The 15,008-nt window shown below is 73.8% G+C and carries 19 protein-coding genes; 12 read left to right on the top strand and 7 right to left on the bottom strand.

Annotation, left to right across the window (positions count from 1 at the left end; genetic code table 11):
* Positions 1 to 36: 36 nt before the first annotated feature.
* From ACH4T9_RS14035 to ACH4T9_RS14045, 3 genes are all read left to right on the top strand, one after another.
* Complete coding sequence (locus tag ACH4T9_RS14035; RefSeq protein WP_396673005.1) at positions 37 to 777, top strand: ANTAR domain-containing protein; 741 nt, start codon at positions 37 to 39, stop codon at positions 775 to 777.
* Between the two features lie 160 nt (positions 778 to 937).
* Entirely contained in the window at positions 938 to 1,438 is a 501-nt protein-coding gene (locus ACH4T9_RS14040; protein WP_396673004.1) for a DUF2231 domain-containing protein, read from the top strand.
* Between the two features lie 148 nt (positions 1,439 to 1,586).
* Positions 1,587 to 2,348 (top strand): methyltransferase domain-containing protein, encoded by a 762-nt coding sequence (locus tag ACH4T9_RS14045; RefSeq protein ID WP_396673003.1) that lies wholly within the window; start codon positions 1,587 to 1,589, stop codon positions 2,346 to 2,348.
* Positions 2,349 to 2,939: 591 nt separating this feature from the next.
* Here the strand turns inward: ACH4T9_RS14045 and ACH4T9_RS14050 are convergent.
* A complete protein-coding gene (locus tag ACH4T9_RS14050) occupies positions 2,940 to 3,863 on the bottom strand; it encodes a DUF3500 domain-containing protein (RefSeq protein WP_396673065.1) in 924 nt (307 codons plus the stop codon).
* 59 nt (positions 3,864 to 3,922) lie between these two features.
* Positions 3,923 to 4,315: an ankyrin repeat domain-containing protein gene (locus ACH4T9_RS14055; RefSeq protein ID WP_396673002.1), complete on the bottom strand. Its 393-nt coding sequence runs from the start codon at positions 4,313 to 4,315 to the stop codon at positions 3,923 to 3,925.
* A 177-nt stretch (positions 4,316 to 4,492) separates the two neighbouring features.
* On the opposite strand from ACH4T9_RS14055, the gene ACH4T9_RS14060 reads away from it, so the two are divergent.
* From ACH4T9_RS14060 to ACH4T9_RS14090, 7 genes are all read left to right on the top strand, one after another.
* On the top strand, positions 4,493 to 4,954 hold the full coding sequence (locus ACH4T9_RS14060) for a cysteine dioxygenase (protein WP_396673001.1): 462 nt from the start codon (positions 4,493 to 4,495) through the stop codon (positions 4,952 to 4,954).
* A 59-nt stretch (positions 4,955 to 5,013) separates the two neighbouring features.
* Entirely contained in the window at positions 5,014 to 5,505 is a 492-nt protein-coding gene (locus ACH4T9_RS14065; protein WP_396673000.1) for a rhodanese-like domain-containing protein, read from the top strand.
* A 52-nt stretch (positions 5,506 to 5,557) separates the two neighbouring features.
* A complete protein-coding gene (locus tag ACH4T9_RS14070) occupies positions 5,558 to 6,244 on the top strand; it encodes a winged helix-turn-helix domain-containing protein (RefSeq protein ID WP_396672999.1) in 687 nt (228 codons plus the stop codon).
* Positions 6,245 to 6,600: 356 nt separating this feature from the next.
* Entirely contained in the window at positions 6,601 to 7,206 is a 606-nt protein-coding gene (locus ACH4T9_RS14075) for a winged helix-turn-helix domain-containing protein (protein ID WP_396672998.1), read from the top strand.
* Between the two features lie 41 nt (positions 7,207 to 7,247).
* The gene (locus tag ACH4T9_RS14080; protein WP_396672997.1) at positions 7,248 to 7,886 is read left to right on the top strand and encodes a uridine kinase; all 639 of its coding nucleotides are present in this window, start codon (positions 7,248 to 7,250) and stop codon (positions 7,884 to 7,886) included.
* A 204-nt stretch (positions 7,887 to 8,090) separates the two neighbouring features.
* Positions 8,091 to 8,489, top strand: a complete 399-nt coding sequence (locus ACH4T9_RS14085) for a TraR/DksA C4-type zinc finger protein (RefSeq protein ID WP_350883044.1) — start codon at positions 8,091 to 8,093, stop codon at positions 8,487 to 8,489.
* 54 nt (positions 8,490 to 8,543) lie between these two features.
* Positions 8,544 to 9,413 (top strand): DUF72 domain-containing protein, encoded by an 870-nt coding sequence (locus ACH4T9_RS14090; RefSeq protein ID WP_396672996.1) that lies wholly within the window; start codon positions 8,544 to 8,546, stop codon positions 9,411 to 9,413.
* Positions 9,414 to 9,525: 112 nt separating this feature from the next.
* Here the strand turns inward: ACH4T9_RS14090 and ACH4T9_RS14095 are convergent, their stop codons facing one another.
* Complete coding sequence (locus ACH4T9_RS14095; RefSeq protein WP_396672995.1) at positions 9,526 to 9,780, bottom strand: hypothetical protein; 255 nt, start codon at positions 9,778 to 9,780, stop codon at positions 9,526 to 9,528.
* 204 nt (positions 9,781 to 9,984) lie between these two features.
* Here ACH4T9_RS14095 and ACH4T9_RS14100 point away from each other — a divergent pair, with 204 nt between their 5' ends.
* Complete coding sequence (locus ACH4T9_RS14100) at positions 9,985 to 10,509, top strand: hypothetical protein (RefSeq protein ID WP_396672994.1); 525 nt, start codon at positions 9,985 to 9,987, stop codon at positions 10,507 to 10,509.
* 87 nt (positions 10,510 to 10,596) lie between these two features.
* On the opposite strand, the gene ACH4T9_RS14105 is transcribed toward ACH4T9_RS14100, so the two are convergent.
* From ACH4T9_RS14105 to ACH4T9_RS14120, 4 genes are read right to left on the bottom strand one after another with little or no spacing between them, the layout of a single operon-like run.
* A complete protein-coding gene (locus ACH4T9_RS14105; protein ID WP_396672993.1) occupies positions 10,597 to 11,307 on the bottom strand; it encodes an ABC transporter permease subunit in 711 nt (236 codons plus the stop codon).
* Between the two features lie 4 nt (positions 11,308 to 11,311).
* On the bottom strand, positions 11,312 to 12,271 hold the full coding sequence (locus ACH4T9_RS14110) for an ABC transporter ATP-binding protein (RefSeq protein WP_396672992.1): 960 nt from the start codon (positions 12,269 to 12,271) through the stop codon (positions 11,312 to 11,314).
* Positions 12,268 to 13,149: an ABC transporter permease gene (locus tag ACH4T9_RS14115; RefSeq protein WP_396672991.1), complete on the bottom strand. Its 882-nt coding sequence runs from the start codon at positions 13,147 to 13,149 to the stop codon at positions 12,268 to 12,270. The genes ACH4T9_RS14110 and ACH4T9_RS14115 overlap by 4 nt, the downstream gene beginning before the upstream one ends.
* Complete coding sequence (locus ACH4T9_RS14120) at positions 13,142 to 14,056, bottom strand: ABC transporter ATP-binding protein (RefSeq protein WP_396672990.1); 915 nt, start codon at positions 14,054 to 14,056, stop codon at positions 13,142 to 13,144. The genes ACH4T9_RS14115 and ACH4T9_RS14120 overlap by 8 nt, the downstream gene beginning before the upstream one ends.
* Before the next feature lie 391 nt (positions 14,057 to 14,447).
* Between ACH4T9_RS14120 and ACH4T9_RS14125 the strand changes: the two genes are divergently transcribed.
* Positions 14,448 to 14,876, top strand: a complete 429-nt coding sequence (locus ACH4T9_RS14125; RefSeq protein WP_396672989.1) for a DUF2267 domain-containing protein — start codon at positions 14,448 to 14,450, stop codon at positions 14,874 to 14,876.
* The last annotated feature ends 132 nt before the right edge of the window (positions 14,877 to 15,008 follow it).

The following is a 15,008-nucleotide window of genomic DNA, read 5'->3' on the forward strand; positions in this document are numbered from 1 at the left end:
GTCACCGGCCGGCCCCGCGACGGGGGCGAGGGCCCGGTGAACCTGGAGACGCAGGCAGCTGGCACCGAGACCCTGAGCGTCCTGGAGACCGCGGCGCTGCTGCGGGAGCTGACCGCCGGTCTCATCGTCGTGACCGATTTCGACGAGGCGCTGACCCGTCTGGTCCGGATCGCCCGCGCCGCTGTCGCCGGGGTCACCTGGTGTGGCTTCACCGCCCTGCGGGCCGGGGAGCCGGCGGGGGTGGCCGCCTCAGACCCGGCCCTGGCCGGCCTGGACGACCTGCGCCCCGGCCCCGACTCGCCGGCGATGAGCGCCATCCACCGCCGCGAGATGATCCTCTCGGAGGACCTGGTCCGGGAGTCCCGCTGGCCGGCCTGGACGGCCCAGGCCCGCGACCTCGGGGTACGCGGGGTGATCTCCGCTCCCGTCGACGTCGACGAGCAGGTCATCGGCGCGATCAACCTGTACGCCTCGGCGTCGGCGGTGCTGACCACCCGGCACCAGCTCACCGCGATGCTGCTCGCCGAGCACGCCGGGCTGCTGCTCGCGGCCGTGCGGGACCGGGAGCGGCGGGCCGCCCAGGCCCACGCGCTGGACGCCGCGCAACTCGCCGAAGGGGTGGTCGGGCAGGCCACCGGAGTGATCATGACCCAGCGGGGCTGCCCCGCCCCGGAGGCGCTCCAGGTGCTGCGCAGCGCCGCGCTGTCACTGGGCATCCCGGTGCGGGAGGTCGCCGAGCGCCTCGTGACCACGGTCTCCCGCCCCCGGGAGAACTGACCCACCACCGGTCCGCTCGACGGCGGTCAGCGGGCCCCGCGGTGTCCGATGTGCGTCCCGCCCCGGTCGGCCCGTCGTTTCCCTCCCGCCTTCCGGGGGTAGCACCCTGGAACCGGTGAGCTGAGACGACGGTGAGCTGAGACGACCAGGGGAGACCACGATGGAGAGCCGGCTGCGAGTACACGGGCACCCGATCCAACCGATGCTGGTGACGTTCCCGTTCGGGCTGTTCGTCAGCGCCACGGTCTTCGACCTGGCCGACGTGGCCGGGGGCCCGGCGTTCCTCGGGGAGGTCGGCTACTGGACGTCGGTCGCCGCGCTGGTCGCCGCCGGACTGTCCACCGTGGCCGGCATGGTCGACCTGTGGGACGCCACCGGCGGCCGGACCCACCGCACCAAGATTACGTTCAACCTGGTCAACGTCACGATGGCCGGGTTGTTCCTGCTGACCTGCCTGGTCCGGTCGCACTCGCCGCAGCGCGGCGCGACCGGCGCGATGCTCGCCGCCGAACTGGTCGCGCTCGGCGTGGGCGGGGTCGGCGTGTGGCTCGGCGCCCGCCTGATGCGCCAGTTCGAGTCATCCCGCGCCGAGGCGGACACCCTCGACGCGCTGGGCGGAGTGGCCGGCCCGACCGTGGAGATCGTCCGCCCCCGCGCCTGAGCCCCGTCGGGTGCCGGCCGCCGTCGGGTGCCGGCCGCTGTCGGGTGCCGGCCGCTGTCGGGTGCCGGCCGCCGGTGGCGCGGTCGGGTGGCGCCGGCCGGGGCGAATCGGGTTGCTCCACCGGCCGGCGGGCGGCCAGGCTGGCGGGATGAACGGGCGAGGGACCTTCGAGCAACTGCTGGCCGAGGGCGCGGCCGTGCCCGTACGGGGCTGGGACTTCTCCTGGCTGAACGACCGTGCCTGCGAGGAACGGCCGCCCTGGGGCTACGCCCGGCTGGTCGCCGACCGGATGGCGCGGGCCGACGCGGCGCTGGATGTGGACACCGGCGGTGGCGAGGTGCTCGCCGAGGTGCCGCACCCGCCCCGGGTGCTGCTGGCCACCGAGGCGTGGCCGCCCAACGTCGAGGTGTCCCGGCACACGTTGGGCCCGGTCGGCGCGACGGTCCTGTGGGTCGCCGGGAGCGGCGAGCTGCCGGTGCGGGACGCCACGCTGGACCTGGTGGTCAGCCGCCACCCGGTGAGCACCCGCTGGGACGAGGTCGCCCGGGTGCTGCGGCCGGGCGGGACGTTCCTGTCCCAGCAGATCCGTGGTGGCACCGTACGGGAGTTGAGCGAGGCCCTGCTCGGCCCGCTGCCCCCGCCCGTGCGCCAGTTGCCCGAGCAGGCTGTGGCCGCCGCGGAGGCTGCCGGGCTGACCGTGCTGGACCTGCGCGAGGCGACCCTGCGCACGGTGTTCCACGACATCGCCGCGGTGACCTACTTTCTGCGCAAGGTGGTCTGGACGGTGCCAGGGTTCACCGTCGCGCGGTACCGCCCGCAGCTCGCCCGCCTGCACGACCGGATCGAGCGTGAGGGCCCGTTCGTCGCCCACGCCCGGCGGTTCCTGATCGAGGCGGTCCGGCCCGCCTGACGCCCCCGCCCGTTTCCCCGCCTCCGCTCCGCCCCCGCCCCCGCCCCCGCCCCGTCCCCGTCCGTCCCACCGCCCTTTTCTGTTCGCCCGGCACCGCCAGTCCTGCTGTCATCGCCCGTTCTACTGCCACCGCCCGGTTGTGCCGTCACACCCCGGGCCTGCCACTGTTTCTTGTCCGCCGATGCTCGATCGTGCCGCCACCGGCCGGCCGCCCAGTGTCTCCGTTGGCCCCTATGGAGCTGCCCCGTTCGTGCTACCGCCGACCCGGTAGCGCAGACGGGGCAGCTCCATAGGGACTGTTGGGCGTCCCCGCCCACGAGACCCTCCACGGCGCCCGCCCGCCGCCCGCCGCCCGCCGCCTGCCTGCCCGCAGGCCCGTCGCCCGCCTGTCCGTGCGCCCGACGTCCGCCCCGCCCAGCCGGGCCGCGCGACCGCCGGCACCAACTGCGGCCTTCGATGCCCAAGCGCCATCGAGCCATCGAGCTGTCGAGCGCCGTCGGGCGCCGTGGGGGCGGGCATGCGTGCCGTCGGGCCACCGTGCTGACCGTCTGAGCGGGGTCGGCGGCCTCGGGCCGGGGCCCGGTCATCCGGTCAGCGGTGTGCCTCCGCGTGGTGCGCGGCGAGCACGTCCGCGCCGAAATCGCTGGCCGGGCGGCGCAGCACGGTGTGCGCGTGGTTGCCGTCGTCGCTCGTGTTGTCGTACTCGATCAGCAGGTCGTCGCCCTGCACCCGGTAGTAGTGGCGCTGGCCCGGCCGGGTCGGGCCGGCCCAGGCGAAGTGCAGCGGGCCGTCGGTGAGCCGGCCGGCCTCCGGCACGGCGAGTTCCGGCGGCAGCCGGTCGAGGTACACGGCGACGAGTTGGTCGAGCATGGCCCGGCCGGTGGGACCGAGCCGGTCGGCCGGCACCCCGAGCGGCGTGATCGCCCCCGGCGCGTCCGGTCGGGTGGCGCTGATGATGTCGGCGGGTGCCTCGTCGGCGACGATCGCGGCCGACCGTCCTGCCGGACCGATCGCGTCGAGCAGGGCACGGGCCAGGTCCTCCTCGACGCCGAGCGGCCGGGACACCGGATGCCCGGCGTGCCGGACGGTGGCCGGGTTCGCGCCCAGGAACACCGGGGCGGGGGAGACCTGGTCGTCGACCACGGTCATGCTCACCGACAGGTGGTGCCCCTCGAACCGCCACGCCCACCGGTCGTCGCGGGCCGGGTCGCCGAAGACCGCCACCCAGTAGTCGCCGCTGTGCCGCCCGCGCCGCCAGCCCTCGGCCCGGTCCAGCACCTCCTCCAACGCGACGACGGCCATCGCCTGCGCGTACGCCGCCGGGCTGAGTCCGGTGGCCAGCAGCCGGTGTGCGGCCTTGCGGCCGGCGCGGTCCAGGTCGGCCAGGCAGACCCCCGGTCGCGGCCGGGGCCGGTACTCCAGCCGTCGTCGGGCGGCGTCGTCGAAGGGGTACGCGGCGCGGGCCCGCCCCGCCTCGTCGAGCGCGCCGAGCAGCGCGGCGCAGGCCGTGCGCATCTGTTCGGGTACGGGATCTTCCACCGACCCTGTATACCCCGCCCGGGACCGTCCCGGGGTCAGCGGGCGGTGAGCAGGTCGAGCATCTCCGGCAGGTCGAAGAAGCGTGCGGTGTCCAGCGCGGACGGGCCGCCGTGCTCGGGATCGGCGCCGGCGGCCAGCAGCGCGCGGACCGTGTCGGGGTTCCTCCGGAACACCGCGGCGGCCAGCGCGGTCTGGCCCCGGTCGTTGACCCGGGCGTGGTCGGCGCCGCGGGCCAGCAGGGCCGCCACGGTGTCGGGGTGGTTGTGGTACGCGGCCAGAATCAGCAGCGTGTCGCCCTTGTCGTTGGTCATGTTGACCGGCAGTCCGGCGTCGACGTTCCCGCTCAGCTCCTCGGTGGCCCCGTCTCGGGCGAGGTCGAACATGCGGTGGGCGAAGGCGAGGGTCTCCGCGTCCAGGTCGTCGCTCATCCGTCCAGGTTAGTCGGCGGGGGCGGCGGGCGGCCTGATAGCTGGCCGAGCCGGCGCGACCCCGCCGGGCGCAGCGCGAAACCGGTGTCCCAGCATGCGGTATTACCTACTAAACCTATAGGGTTTGCATCCTATGCTGTCGGGGCACGCGTCACCGATTCCCCGTGAGGTCCCACCATGGTCACCAGCCGCCGTCCCGAGCCCGACCTGCTCGCTGTCGCCGCCCGGTACGCCGCCGACCCGGCCGGCTGGCCGGTCCCGCTGCACTTCGACCCCGACGAGCGGTGGTACGCCCGGCTCGCCGTCGCCGCCGACCACGAGGTGTGGGCGCTGAGCTGGCTACCCGGCCAGGGCACCGACCTGCACGACCACGGCGGGTCCTCCGGGGCGTTCCTGGTCGTCGACGGTGTCCTCACCGAGGAGACGGTCAGCGGCGGACGGCTGCGCCCCCACCGCCTCGCGGCCGGGGCCGGCCGACGGTTCGGTGCCCGGCACGTGCACGTGGTGACCAACCGCGGCGACCAGCCGGCGGTCAGCGTGCACGTCTACCGGCCCGCGCTGACCCGGATGACCCGCTACCGGCTCGACGACGGGCGGCTGCGGGTGGCGGAGGTCGCCGAGGCCGGCGTCGCCTGGTGAGATCCCGATTGACCCCGATCGGGCGGACGACCGCCCGCCGTCCCTGGAAGGACCGAGAAATGTCGCACCACCACGCCCAGGACTGTCCCGCCCCCGTGCCGCCCCCCGGCTCCCGGGGCATCGACGAGATCCTCGCCGAGGCCCGGTCCCGACTGCGCCGACTCGACCCGGAGCAGGCCCACGTGGCGTACCGCGGCGGCGCGCTGCTGGTCGACATCCGGCCGGCCGCGCAGCGCGCCGCGCACGGCACCGTGCCCGGCTCTCTCGCGGTCGAGCGCAACGTGCTGGAGTGGCGCTTCGACCCCCGCTGTCCGGCGCGACTGCCCCAGGCCGCCGGCTACGACCTGCCGGTGGTGGTTCTCTGCCAGGAGGGCTACACCTCCTCGCTCGCCGCCGCCGCGCTCCAGGACATCGGACTGCACCGCGCCACCGACGTGATCGGCGGCTTCGCCGCCTGGCGGATCGCCGGTCTGCCCACCCTCGGCCCCACGCCCCCGCTCCGTTCCCCGTCCGTCGCGTCGCCGGTTACCGCCGGCCGAGCGCACTTCTGACCGCCGCGCCCCACCGGGCGCGGCGGACGGCATCGCCATCCCAGGAGGCACCATGTCCGTCGTCGCCATCTCCCCGCGCCCCCACCCGTCGGGGCGCGCCGACCGCGCCCCGCAGGGCCGATCCGATCGCGCCCCGACGGGGCGGGCCGATCGGCTCCCGCCGACCCACCTCCGGTCCGCGCCGACGCTGACCGTCACCGTCGAGCTCACCCCCGGGCAGTTGACGCCCCGACTCGCCCGGCTCGTCGAGCTGCTGCGGGAGCTGGCCGAGTCGGGGGAGGGCACCCTGCTGCCCGGCCCGTCGGAACACCGTCGGGTGGTGGTGGAGCCGGGGGCCCCGGTGGAGCACGGTCGTCCCGCGCAGGCCGGGCTGGCACCGGACGGCGTATCGGCCGGGGCGCGGCCCTTCACCGTCCCCCCGCCGCCGGAGGACCCGGACGAGGTACGCATCCTGGCCGCGTCCCGGGTGGTGCGGCAGGGCTCGCGGATGATCCCGCTGACCCGCATCGAGTTCGACCTGCTGCACTTCCTGGCCGTGCACCCCCGCCGGGTCTTCACCCGCCTCCAGCTGCTCAGCAGCGTCTGGGGCTACGAGCACGCCGTGGCCCGCACCGTCGACGTGCACGTGCGCCGGCTGCGCGCCAAGCTCGGCGACACCATGCCCCTGGTCACCACCGTCTACGGCGTCGGCTACCGGCTCGCCGACGAGGCCCGGGTCCGCGTCGACCCCCACCGCTGAGCCGCCCCCGCCGCCCCGCTGTCCGCCATCCCGCTGTCCCGCGACGGGCGCGCGCGGCGTGCCCCGCAACGGGGTGCGCCGCGTCCGCGTGTCGGACGGAGACGACGTGCTGCCGGGCGTCCCGGCCGCCGAAACGGCAATGCGGACCCGGCGGGTACCCCCGTATCCCGTCATCGTGATGACTCTGCTGTAATCATCAAACCTCGTACGCAGAGCGAGCATCCGGCTCCGATGTGTTCGTCAATTGTCACATCCATGCAACGCAGCCGCCCCTTGACCCTCACCCGGGCGCCGGGAAGCATCGATGCAGCGGCGTCCCGGGCCGTGGGATACACCCGGACCAGCCAAGGAGGACCATGTCGGTCAGCCCCGCCTCGTCGCGCGCCGGATGGCATACGTCCCAGCCTGCGGTCCCCGGTCGTCCCCCCGGCGGTCAGCGCCGCCCCGCGAACACCACGACGCCCGTGCTCACCGTGACCCTCCACATCCCGCTGGCCGCCGAGGAGACGCTGACCCCGGCGGCCCGGCAGCTGCTCGACGCGGCCCGGGAGATGCTCGAACTGGGCGAGGCCGTCGTCTCCACCGGCCCCGCGCCGGAGCGCAGGCCGGACCAGGCACCCGGTGGGCGGTCGCCGTCCCGCCCGCTGGCCTCGATCGTCCCGGCGCTGCACATCCTGGCGTCGTCCCGGTCGGTGCTGCGCGAGGGCGAGCCGCTGCCCCTGACCCGGCTGGAGTTCGACCTCCTGCTGCACCTGGTCGCCCACCCGCGCCGCGTGTTCACCCGGCTGCAACTGCTCAACGCGGTCTGGGGCTACGAGCACGCCGGGGTACGCACCGTCGACGTGCACGTGCGCCGGCTGCGCGGCAAGGTCGGGGTCGACGTGCCGCTGGTCACCACCGTCTACGGCGTCGGCTACCGGCTCGCCGACGACGCCCGGGTCACCATCGACCGCAGCGCCTGACCCGCCCGGCCGCGCGTCACGCGACCGGGCACCATGGTCGGATGCGGGTACGACCCATCTCCCCCGAGCGGCTCGTCACCGAGCTGACCGAACGGCTCGTCGCCGCCGAGGCGCCGGGCCGGCTCCGGGTCGCCGTGGACGGCGCCCAGGCGGCGGCCCCCGACGCGTTGGCCGACGCGCTGATCGCCCCGCTGCGCGCGCTCGGCCGGCCGGTGTTGCACGTGCGGGCCGAGGACTTCCTGCGGCCCGCGTCGGTCCGGCTGGAGTTCGGCCGGACCAACCCCGACGCGTACTACGAGAGCTGGGTCGACGAGCCGGGACTGCGCCGGGAGGTCCTCGACCCGGCCGGACCGGGCGGCTCCGGGCGGATGCTGCCCTCGCTCTGGGACGCCCACGCCGACCGGGCCAGCCGGGCCGGGTACGTCACGCTGCCGCCCGACGGGATCGTGCTGCTCAGCGGCGCGCTGCTGCTCGGCGGCGGGCTGCCCGTCGACCTCGCCGTGCACCTGGAGATCTCCCCGGCCGCGCTGGCCCGGCGCACCGACCCCGCGCTGCGCTGGACCCTGCCGGCCTTCGCCCGGTACGCCGAGGAGGTCGCCCCGGCCGGCTTCGCCGACATCGTGGTCCGCGTCGACGACCCCCGCCACCCCGCCCTGGTGGAGCCGGTGTTCCCCGACTGACGGTGGGAACCGGACCCGGTGGTCGAAGCAACGCCGGCGCGGAAGGCCGGGACGCGCGCCCAGGGCCGGAGAATTCGCCGGTTTGACGGCCCGGCGGACGGGGTAATCGCCCGGCTCACAGGGCGCGGGTGATCTCTCGCGCGTATGCAAGCGGGGTTCGGGACATCCTCCCGGAGCACCAGGCCACACGAAAGGCAGGCAGCGATGCTCGTCCACGACACGGTAGCCACCGCCCGATCCCAGGCGGACGCTGATCAGATCCGGGCGTCCCTGCGGGCACGCTACGACGAGCTCTCCGCGGAGTACGAGCAGGCGATGCTCCAGAGCCAGGTGCTGCGGCTGGTGGAGGTCGGTGACACCGCCGGCGACGACCAGGCCGACAGCGGCACCAAGACGGCCGAGCGGGACACCGCGCAGTCGCTGCTGCGCACCATCCTCGACCGCCGGGCCCAGTTCGAGCACGCCCTGACCAGGCTAGACGAGGGCACGTACGGGTTCTGCGAGGGCTGCACGGTGCCGATCCCCGTGGAGCGGCTGGAGATCTACCCGTCCGCCACCTCCTGTGTGGGGTGCAAGCAGACCCGGGAGCGGCGGGCCGCCTGAGCGTGCGGCCTCCGGACGCCGGTCGGGTGTGGGTGGACGCGGTGAACCCCGACCGTGGGTGAGATCAAGGTGGGCACCGCGTCCTGGACCGACCGGACCCTGCTCGACTCCGGGTGGTACCCGCAGACGGCGGACACCCCGGAGAAGCGGCTGGCGTACTACGCGAAGAAGTTCCCGCTGGTCGAGGTCGACGCCACCTACTACTCGCCACCGGCCGAGCGCACGGCCCGGCTGTGGGCAGAGCGCACCCCGGCCGGGTTCACCTTCAACGTCAAGGCGTTCAGCCTGCTCACCGGCCACCCCACCCGGGTCTCCGCGCTCTACAAGGACCTGCGGCCCGACACCGACAAGCGCAACGTCTACCCCGGCGACCTGCCCGCGCAGGCGTACGAGGAGGTGTGGACCCGGTTCCTGTCCGCCCTCGACCCACTGGTCGAGGCGGGCCGGCTGGGCGCGCTGCTGTTCCAGTTCCCGCCCTGGTTCACCATCAAGCGGGACAACAAGCAGTACCTGCTGGAGGTGGCCCGCCGGTGCGCGCCGCTGCGACCCGTGTTCGAGTTCCGGCACGAGTCCTGGTTCGACGGGGCCAACCGCGACGAGACGCTGGGCTTCCTGCGCGAGCACGAGCTGGCGTACGTCTGCGTGGACATGCCGCAGGGGCACCGCTCGTCGGTGCCGCCGGTGCTGGAGGCGACAGCCGACCTGGCGGTGGTCCGCTTCCACGGCCACAGCGACAAGTGGACCAGCAAGGACATCCACGAGAAGTTCGGGTACGACTACTCCGACCGGGAGCTGAAGGAGTGGGCGCCGAGGCTGCGGAAGCTGGCCGACCAGGCGGCCGAGACCCACGTCCTCATGAACAACTGCTACCGGGACCACGCCCAGCGCAACGGCCAGCGCATCCAGTCCCTCCTGGACGCCTGAGGAGCTTTCGGGTGGTTGGAGGGCTTGGCCCTTGATCGACTCGATGTCGGCGACATCGCGCCTTCACCCATCCCGGACCACCCCACGTCGGCGACATGGAGGGCGATCGGCCTCAGTCCGCCTCGACGCCGCCGGCGCGGAGGATCTGCCTGATTCGCTCACGGGTGTAGCCGGTGGCCCGGACGATGTCCACCTGACGCATGCCGCTGCGGGCCGCCTCGATGATGGCCTCCGCCAGCCGGGACCGCGCTGCGACGATCTCGCCGCGCGCCTCGGTCACCATCCGCTCCGCCTCGGCCTGCGCACTGGACATCGTCGCCTGGCCCTGCTGGTAGGCCCGGGCCGCCGTCGCGAGGTCGTCCGCCACATCACAATCGTCCCACGGTGGATCTTGGGCCAACTGGCCTGGCGATATCTAGGCCAAGTAACCTTGATTAGATTCGCCTAATGGAGGAGTATGACTTGGCTTGCGGCCTTCGAGTCTGGCCGCCTGTCGTCCTCGGGAGGTCGTCCTGTGAGTGTTCTGCCGTCGCTGCCCGGGTGCGGGGAACCGGCTACCGTCCGGATCGAGGTGTATGGGGGAGACAGCCTCGACGCCGCCGCGTACGCGTGCGCCGAGCACGTGGCCGCGTTCGTCGCGACGACCGGGGCCGCCGGGTGGTCCGCCCATCCGGTGCCGCACGTCCCCGAACTGGGCCGACCCTGCGGGTACATCTACCGATACCCGACCGGCGGGTTGGCCGATCCGTCCGGCGACGCCCATCCCCGCTGGTGCGACCGGGACGGCTGCACCGCTCGGCGACGGCACCGCTCGGCGCGACTCCCGCTGACCCCGCGGTCGCCCGAGTCGCCCGTCGGCCCCTTCGCCGGAGAGGCCCACGCCGACGTGGCGTTGGCGCAGGCGCTCGTGTCCGGCGCGGAGCCGGTGCTCGTGCTCGCCGTCGGCGGGGCGGAGCCCGGTGAGCTGATGCTCACCCTCAACCAGGGACTGGTGCTGTCGTACCGGCTCCGCCGCCTGCTCGACCTCGCTACCGCGACCTCCGCCCGCCGCCCCCACCCCGGTTCTCGCCCGCGCAACCGTCGCGGCTGTCCCTGATCGTCGGGCGTCCACGAAGAGCTGACAGCGATCCGGGCGGCCCCACCCTCTCGGGCCGGGCCGCCCGGACGATCGTCGGGTGCGAGGTCAGCTCGTCTCGCCGGCCACGCTGAACGAGCGGAGGCGGTCGATCGCCAGCACGGTGAAGCCCACGCTGATCAGCGCGCTCATCACCGCCGCCACCGGCACCGAGACGTCGCCCTGCAACAGCTCCGTGGGGGCGATCCGGTCGGCGAGGGCGATCACGTACTGCTGGATGGAGAGCACCCTGGTGCCGCTGACGACGCTGCCGAGCAGCCCCTCCCAGATCAGCACGTAGACCAGGCCGAGCAGCACCGGCCGGCGGGTGAGCAGGCTGAGCGCCAGGAACAGCGCCGAGTACGCCAGCGCACCGACCGCCGACGCGGCGGCGAGCGCCAGGCCGAGGCGTACGGAGTCGGCCAGCACGCCGGCGACGCAGAGCGGGACGGCGACGGTGACCGCGGTGACGCAGGCGGCCACCGCCAGCTTGGGCAGCACGATCTGCCAGCGCGGCAGCGGCTTGGTCAGGATGTGCACGACGGTGCCGTCGTCGATCTCGGCCCCCAGCACGCCGGTGCCGACGATCAGGGCGACGACCGGGAGCACCACGGCCAGGCCGAGACCGACCAGCACCGGTGGGCCCCACTCGCCCGGGTCCACCCCGAGCGACCGGGAGAGCACAGCCAACAGCACCAGCACCGCGGGCAGCGGCAGCAGCAGGAGGAACCGGCGACGCCCGAACAGCCCCCGCAGGGTGATCCAGGAAACGGTAGACATGGGTTCAGGCCTCCACCAGGTAGGAGAAGACGCTCTCCAGGGACTCGTCCTGGGGCACCAGTTGCCGCACCCGGATGCCCTCCCGCAGAGCGATCTTCGGCAGGACGCGGGTGAACGCGCCGTAGTCGCCGGCGCGCACCGTCAACCCGGCGCGGTCCAGCTCGACACCCGTCACCGACGCCTCGGCCATCAACGCCACGGCGAGCGCCCGGTCGTCGGTGGAGTGCACGGTGAAGACGTGCGGCCGGTTGGTCATCAGCCGGCGGATGGTGCGGAAGTCACCGGAGGCGGCCAGCCGGCCGGCGACCATCACCTGGACGGTGCCGGAGACCTGCTCGACCTCCTCCAGAATGTGCGAGCTGAACAGAATGGTGCGGCCGGCGTCGCCGAGGCGGTGCAGCAGCTCCATCATGTGCAGCCGCTGACGCGGGTCCATCCCGTTGAACGGCTCGTCGAGCAGCAGCACCTGCGGCTCGTGCACCAGCGCGGCGGCCACCCGGGCGCGCTGCCGCATGCCCTTGGAGTAGGTGCCGATCCGGCGGTCCTGCGCGCCTTCCATCTCGACCAGGGCGATCGCCCGGCGGGCCGCCGCGGCTGGATCCGGCAGCCCGTGCAGCTTCGCGCTGGCCAGCACGAACTCGTACGCGGTGAGGAAGGTGTGCACCGCCTCCCGCTCGCTGACCAGGCCGAGCCGGCGGTAGACGTCGGGGTTGCGCCAGGTGGGCCGGCCGTCCAGGCTCACCGCCCCGCGCGACGGGGCCAGGAAGCCCGCCATCATGTGCAGCAGGGTCGTCTTGCCGGCGCCGTTCGGGCCGAGCAGGCCGGTGACCCCGGGGCCGAGGCTCATGCTGACGTCGTTGACCGCCACCACGTTGCCGTACCAGCGGGAGACGCCCGCGAGGTCGAGGGTGCTGGTGACGGCGGTCGGTGTCCCCGTCGCCTGGTCGGCGCTGATCGTGGTCATCGGGCGGCCACCTTCCGGTATCGCAGCAGCAGCAGGGCGACGCAGCCGGCCACGAGCAGCACGGCGGCGACCGCGTAGACGGGGCCGAAGCCGCCGATCGGTATCCCGCTCTGGCCCTCGGACGCCAGCAGGTCACCGAGCGCCCAGGCGCCCACGCCACCCACCAGCGTCGACGGCGAGGCGAGGAAGGCCAGCTCGTTGACCGCCTGGGAGGGCATGATCGACAGGACGCCGACGATCGGTGTGGTCATCAGGAACACGGCCACGATCCCGCCGGCCGCGAACGCCCGCTTGCCGGTGAGGGAGGCGACCAGCAGCCCGACCGAGGCGAAGACCACCGCCCACAGCCCGGCGTAGAGCAGGCCCGGCAGCAGGTCGAGCAGCTCGTTCCAGACCCCGCGCATGCCGTCACCGCCGGTGAAGGCTGCGCCCAGGAACATCACGAGCTGCGGCCCGCCGAGCAGTAACCAGAGCGCGGTCGCCAGCGCCAGCAGCTTGGCCAGCGGGTAGTCCGAGCGTGGCAGCGGCCGGGAGAAGTAGAGCGGCAGCACCCCGCTGAGCAGGTCACGGGAGACCAACTCGGGCGCGACCACCGCGACGAAGAAGATGACCAGCCAGCTCATGTTGTCGGCGAACTGGGCGTACGTCATCACCACCTCGCCGATCTGGCTGCGCACTGCGGTGGCGGCGGCGGCGACCAGCGTGACGATGCCGACCACCAGCCAGGGGAAGATCTTGGCCTTCGCGCTGCGTCCCAGCCCGAACGCCGTCCGCAGGCCGTGCAGGTAGAGCGCGCCGAAGACGGCCCGGCGGCCCAGCCGGGGGCCGGTGTACCGCTGGTAGCCGATGTCGTGGATGACGCCGGTCGGCTCAGGCATGGCTGGGCTCCCTCGTGGCGAAGAGTTCGGCCACCCGGTGCCGGCGCTGGTCCAGCCGGTGCAGCGGCAGGTCCAGCTCGGCGACCGCGCCGAGGATCAGGTCGTAGGTGGCGTCGTCGACGAGCTCGACGAGCAGCAGCCGGCCGTCCCGGCGGACCGGCAGGTCGAGCGCGGCCAGCCGCGCGGCCAACTCCTCCATGCCCTCGCTGACCTCGACGGCGAGCACGTCGGTGGCGGAGGTCATGGCGGAGATGTGGTCGGCGCGCAGCAGCCGTCCGCCGTCGATGGCGACGAGGGTGTCACAGATCCGTTCCACCTCGCCCAGCAGGTGCGAACAGACCAGCACGGAGATGCCGAACTCGGTGCCGATGCGGTGCACCAGCGCCAGCATGGCGTCCCGGCCGGCCGGGTCGAGGCCGTTGGTCGGCTCGTCGAGCAGCAGCAGGTCGGGGTCGTGCACGAGGGCCTGGGCGAGCTTGACGCGCTGCTTCATGCCCGTGGAGTAGCCGCCGACCGGGCGGTAGCGCTCCTCGTAGAGCCCGACGTGCCGCAGCGCCTCGGAGGCCCGCTCCCGGGCGACCGTACGCGGCAGGCCGCTGACCCGGCCGAGGTGGGTGACCAGCTCCGCGGCGGAGAGGTCCGGTGGCAGGGCGTCGTGCTCGGGCATGTAGCCGACCCGGGCGCGGACCTGGGCGGAGTCGGTGGTCGGGTCGAGGCCGAGCACCCGGACCCGGCCGCTGGTCGGGGGGAGGAGGCCGAGCAGGATCTTGATCAGAGTCGACTTGCCGGCGCCGTTCGCGCCGACCAGCCCGATGATCCCCGGCTCGACCGCGACGGTCAGGTCGGCCAACGCCGTGACCCCACCCCCGTACGTCTTGGTCAGCGACTCGGTCGCGATGAGTGTCACGTCGTACAGCGTAGGGAGTTGGGGTCACCCATGGGTGGTGGCCCGTCCCCGGCGGGTCCCTGATCTTCCTGGCCGGGTGCCCCTAAGGAAGTCACCCAGAGGGGGTGAGGCGGGGTCATCCTCGCGCGGCGCAGCATGGCGGTGTGCGTGGTCCGTCGGGGGAGACGGCCGCGACGGCGAACAGGTACGGGGGTGCGTGGGATGACGGTACGGAACGTGCCGGATCGACGGCGCGGCGGCGTGCTGCACGTGGTCGGGCCGGCCGGCGGCCCCCGCCGCGTGGTGCCGAGGCCCGGTCTGATCAGTCCGACCCGGCAGTGGCGGGGCCCAGCCGGCCCGCCGCCGCGCGACGACGACCGACGGTGACACACCGACCTACGGGGGTGGGCAGATGGCTGAGCAGATGATCTCGGCGTTCGAGAGTTCGCTGGACAAGACCAACCTGATCCTCAAGGACATCGAGGCGGCGTACGGCTGGCCGAAGGCGCAACGCAACCAGTCGTACGCGGCGCTGCGCACGGTGCTGCACCTGCTGCGCGACCGGCTGCCGGTGCAGGAGAGCGCGGAGTTCGCCGCGCAGCTCCCGGTGCTGGTGCGCGGCATCTACTTCGAGGGGTGGCGGCCGGAGGACGTGCCGATCAAGCTGAACCGGGACGACTTCCTCTACGAGGTCCGCCAGGGCTTCCCGTACGACGTGAAGGGCGGCCCGGAGCGTGTGGTCCAGGTGGTGCTGGACACCCTGCGCCGGCACGTGACCCAGGGGGAGTGGGAGGACGTCAAGTCCGCTATGCCCCGGGACCTGGGCCAGATGATCCCCTGACCTCCCGCGCCGGCCGGTCGACCCGACGGGTCGACCGGCCCCGTCGTGCTGACGTCCCCGGGTCCCGTCGGCCGGGCCGGGCGAACCGGCCATGCCGACGGGGCCCGCCGTCTACGGTGTGGTTAGAGAAGA

Source organism: Micromonospora sp. NPDC020750 (genome assembly GCF_044334565.1).
GTDB lineage: Bacteria > Actinomycetota > Actinomycetes > Mycobacteriales > Micromonosporaceae > Micromonospora.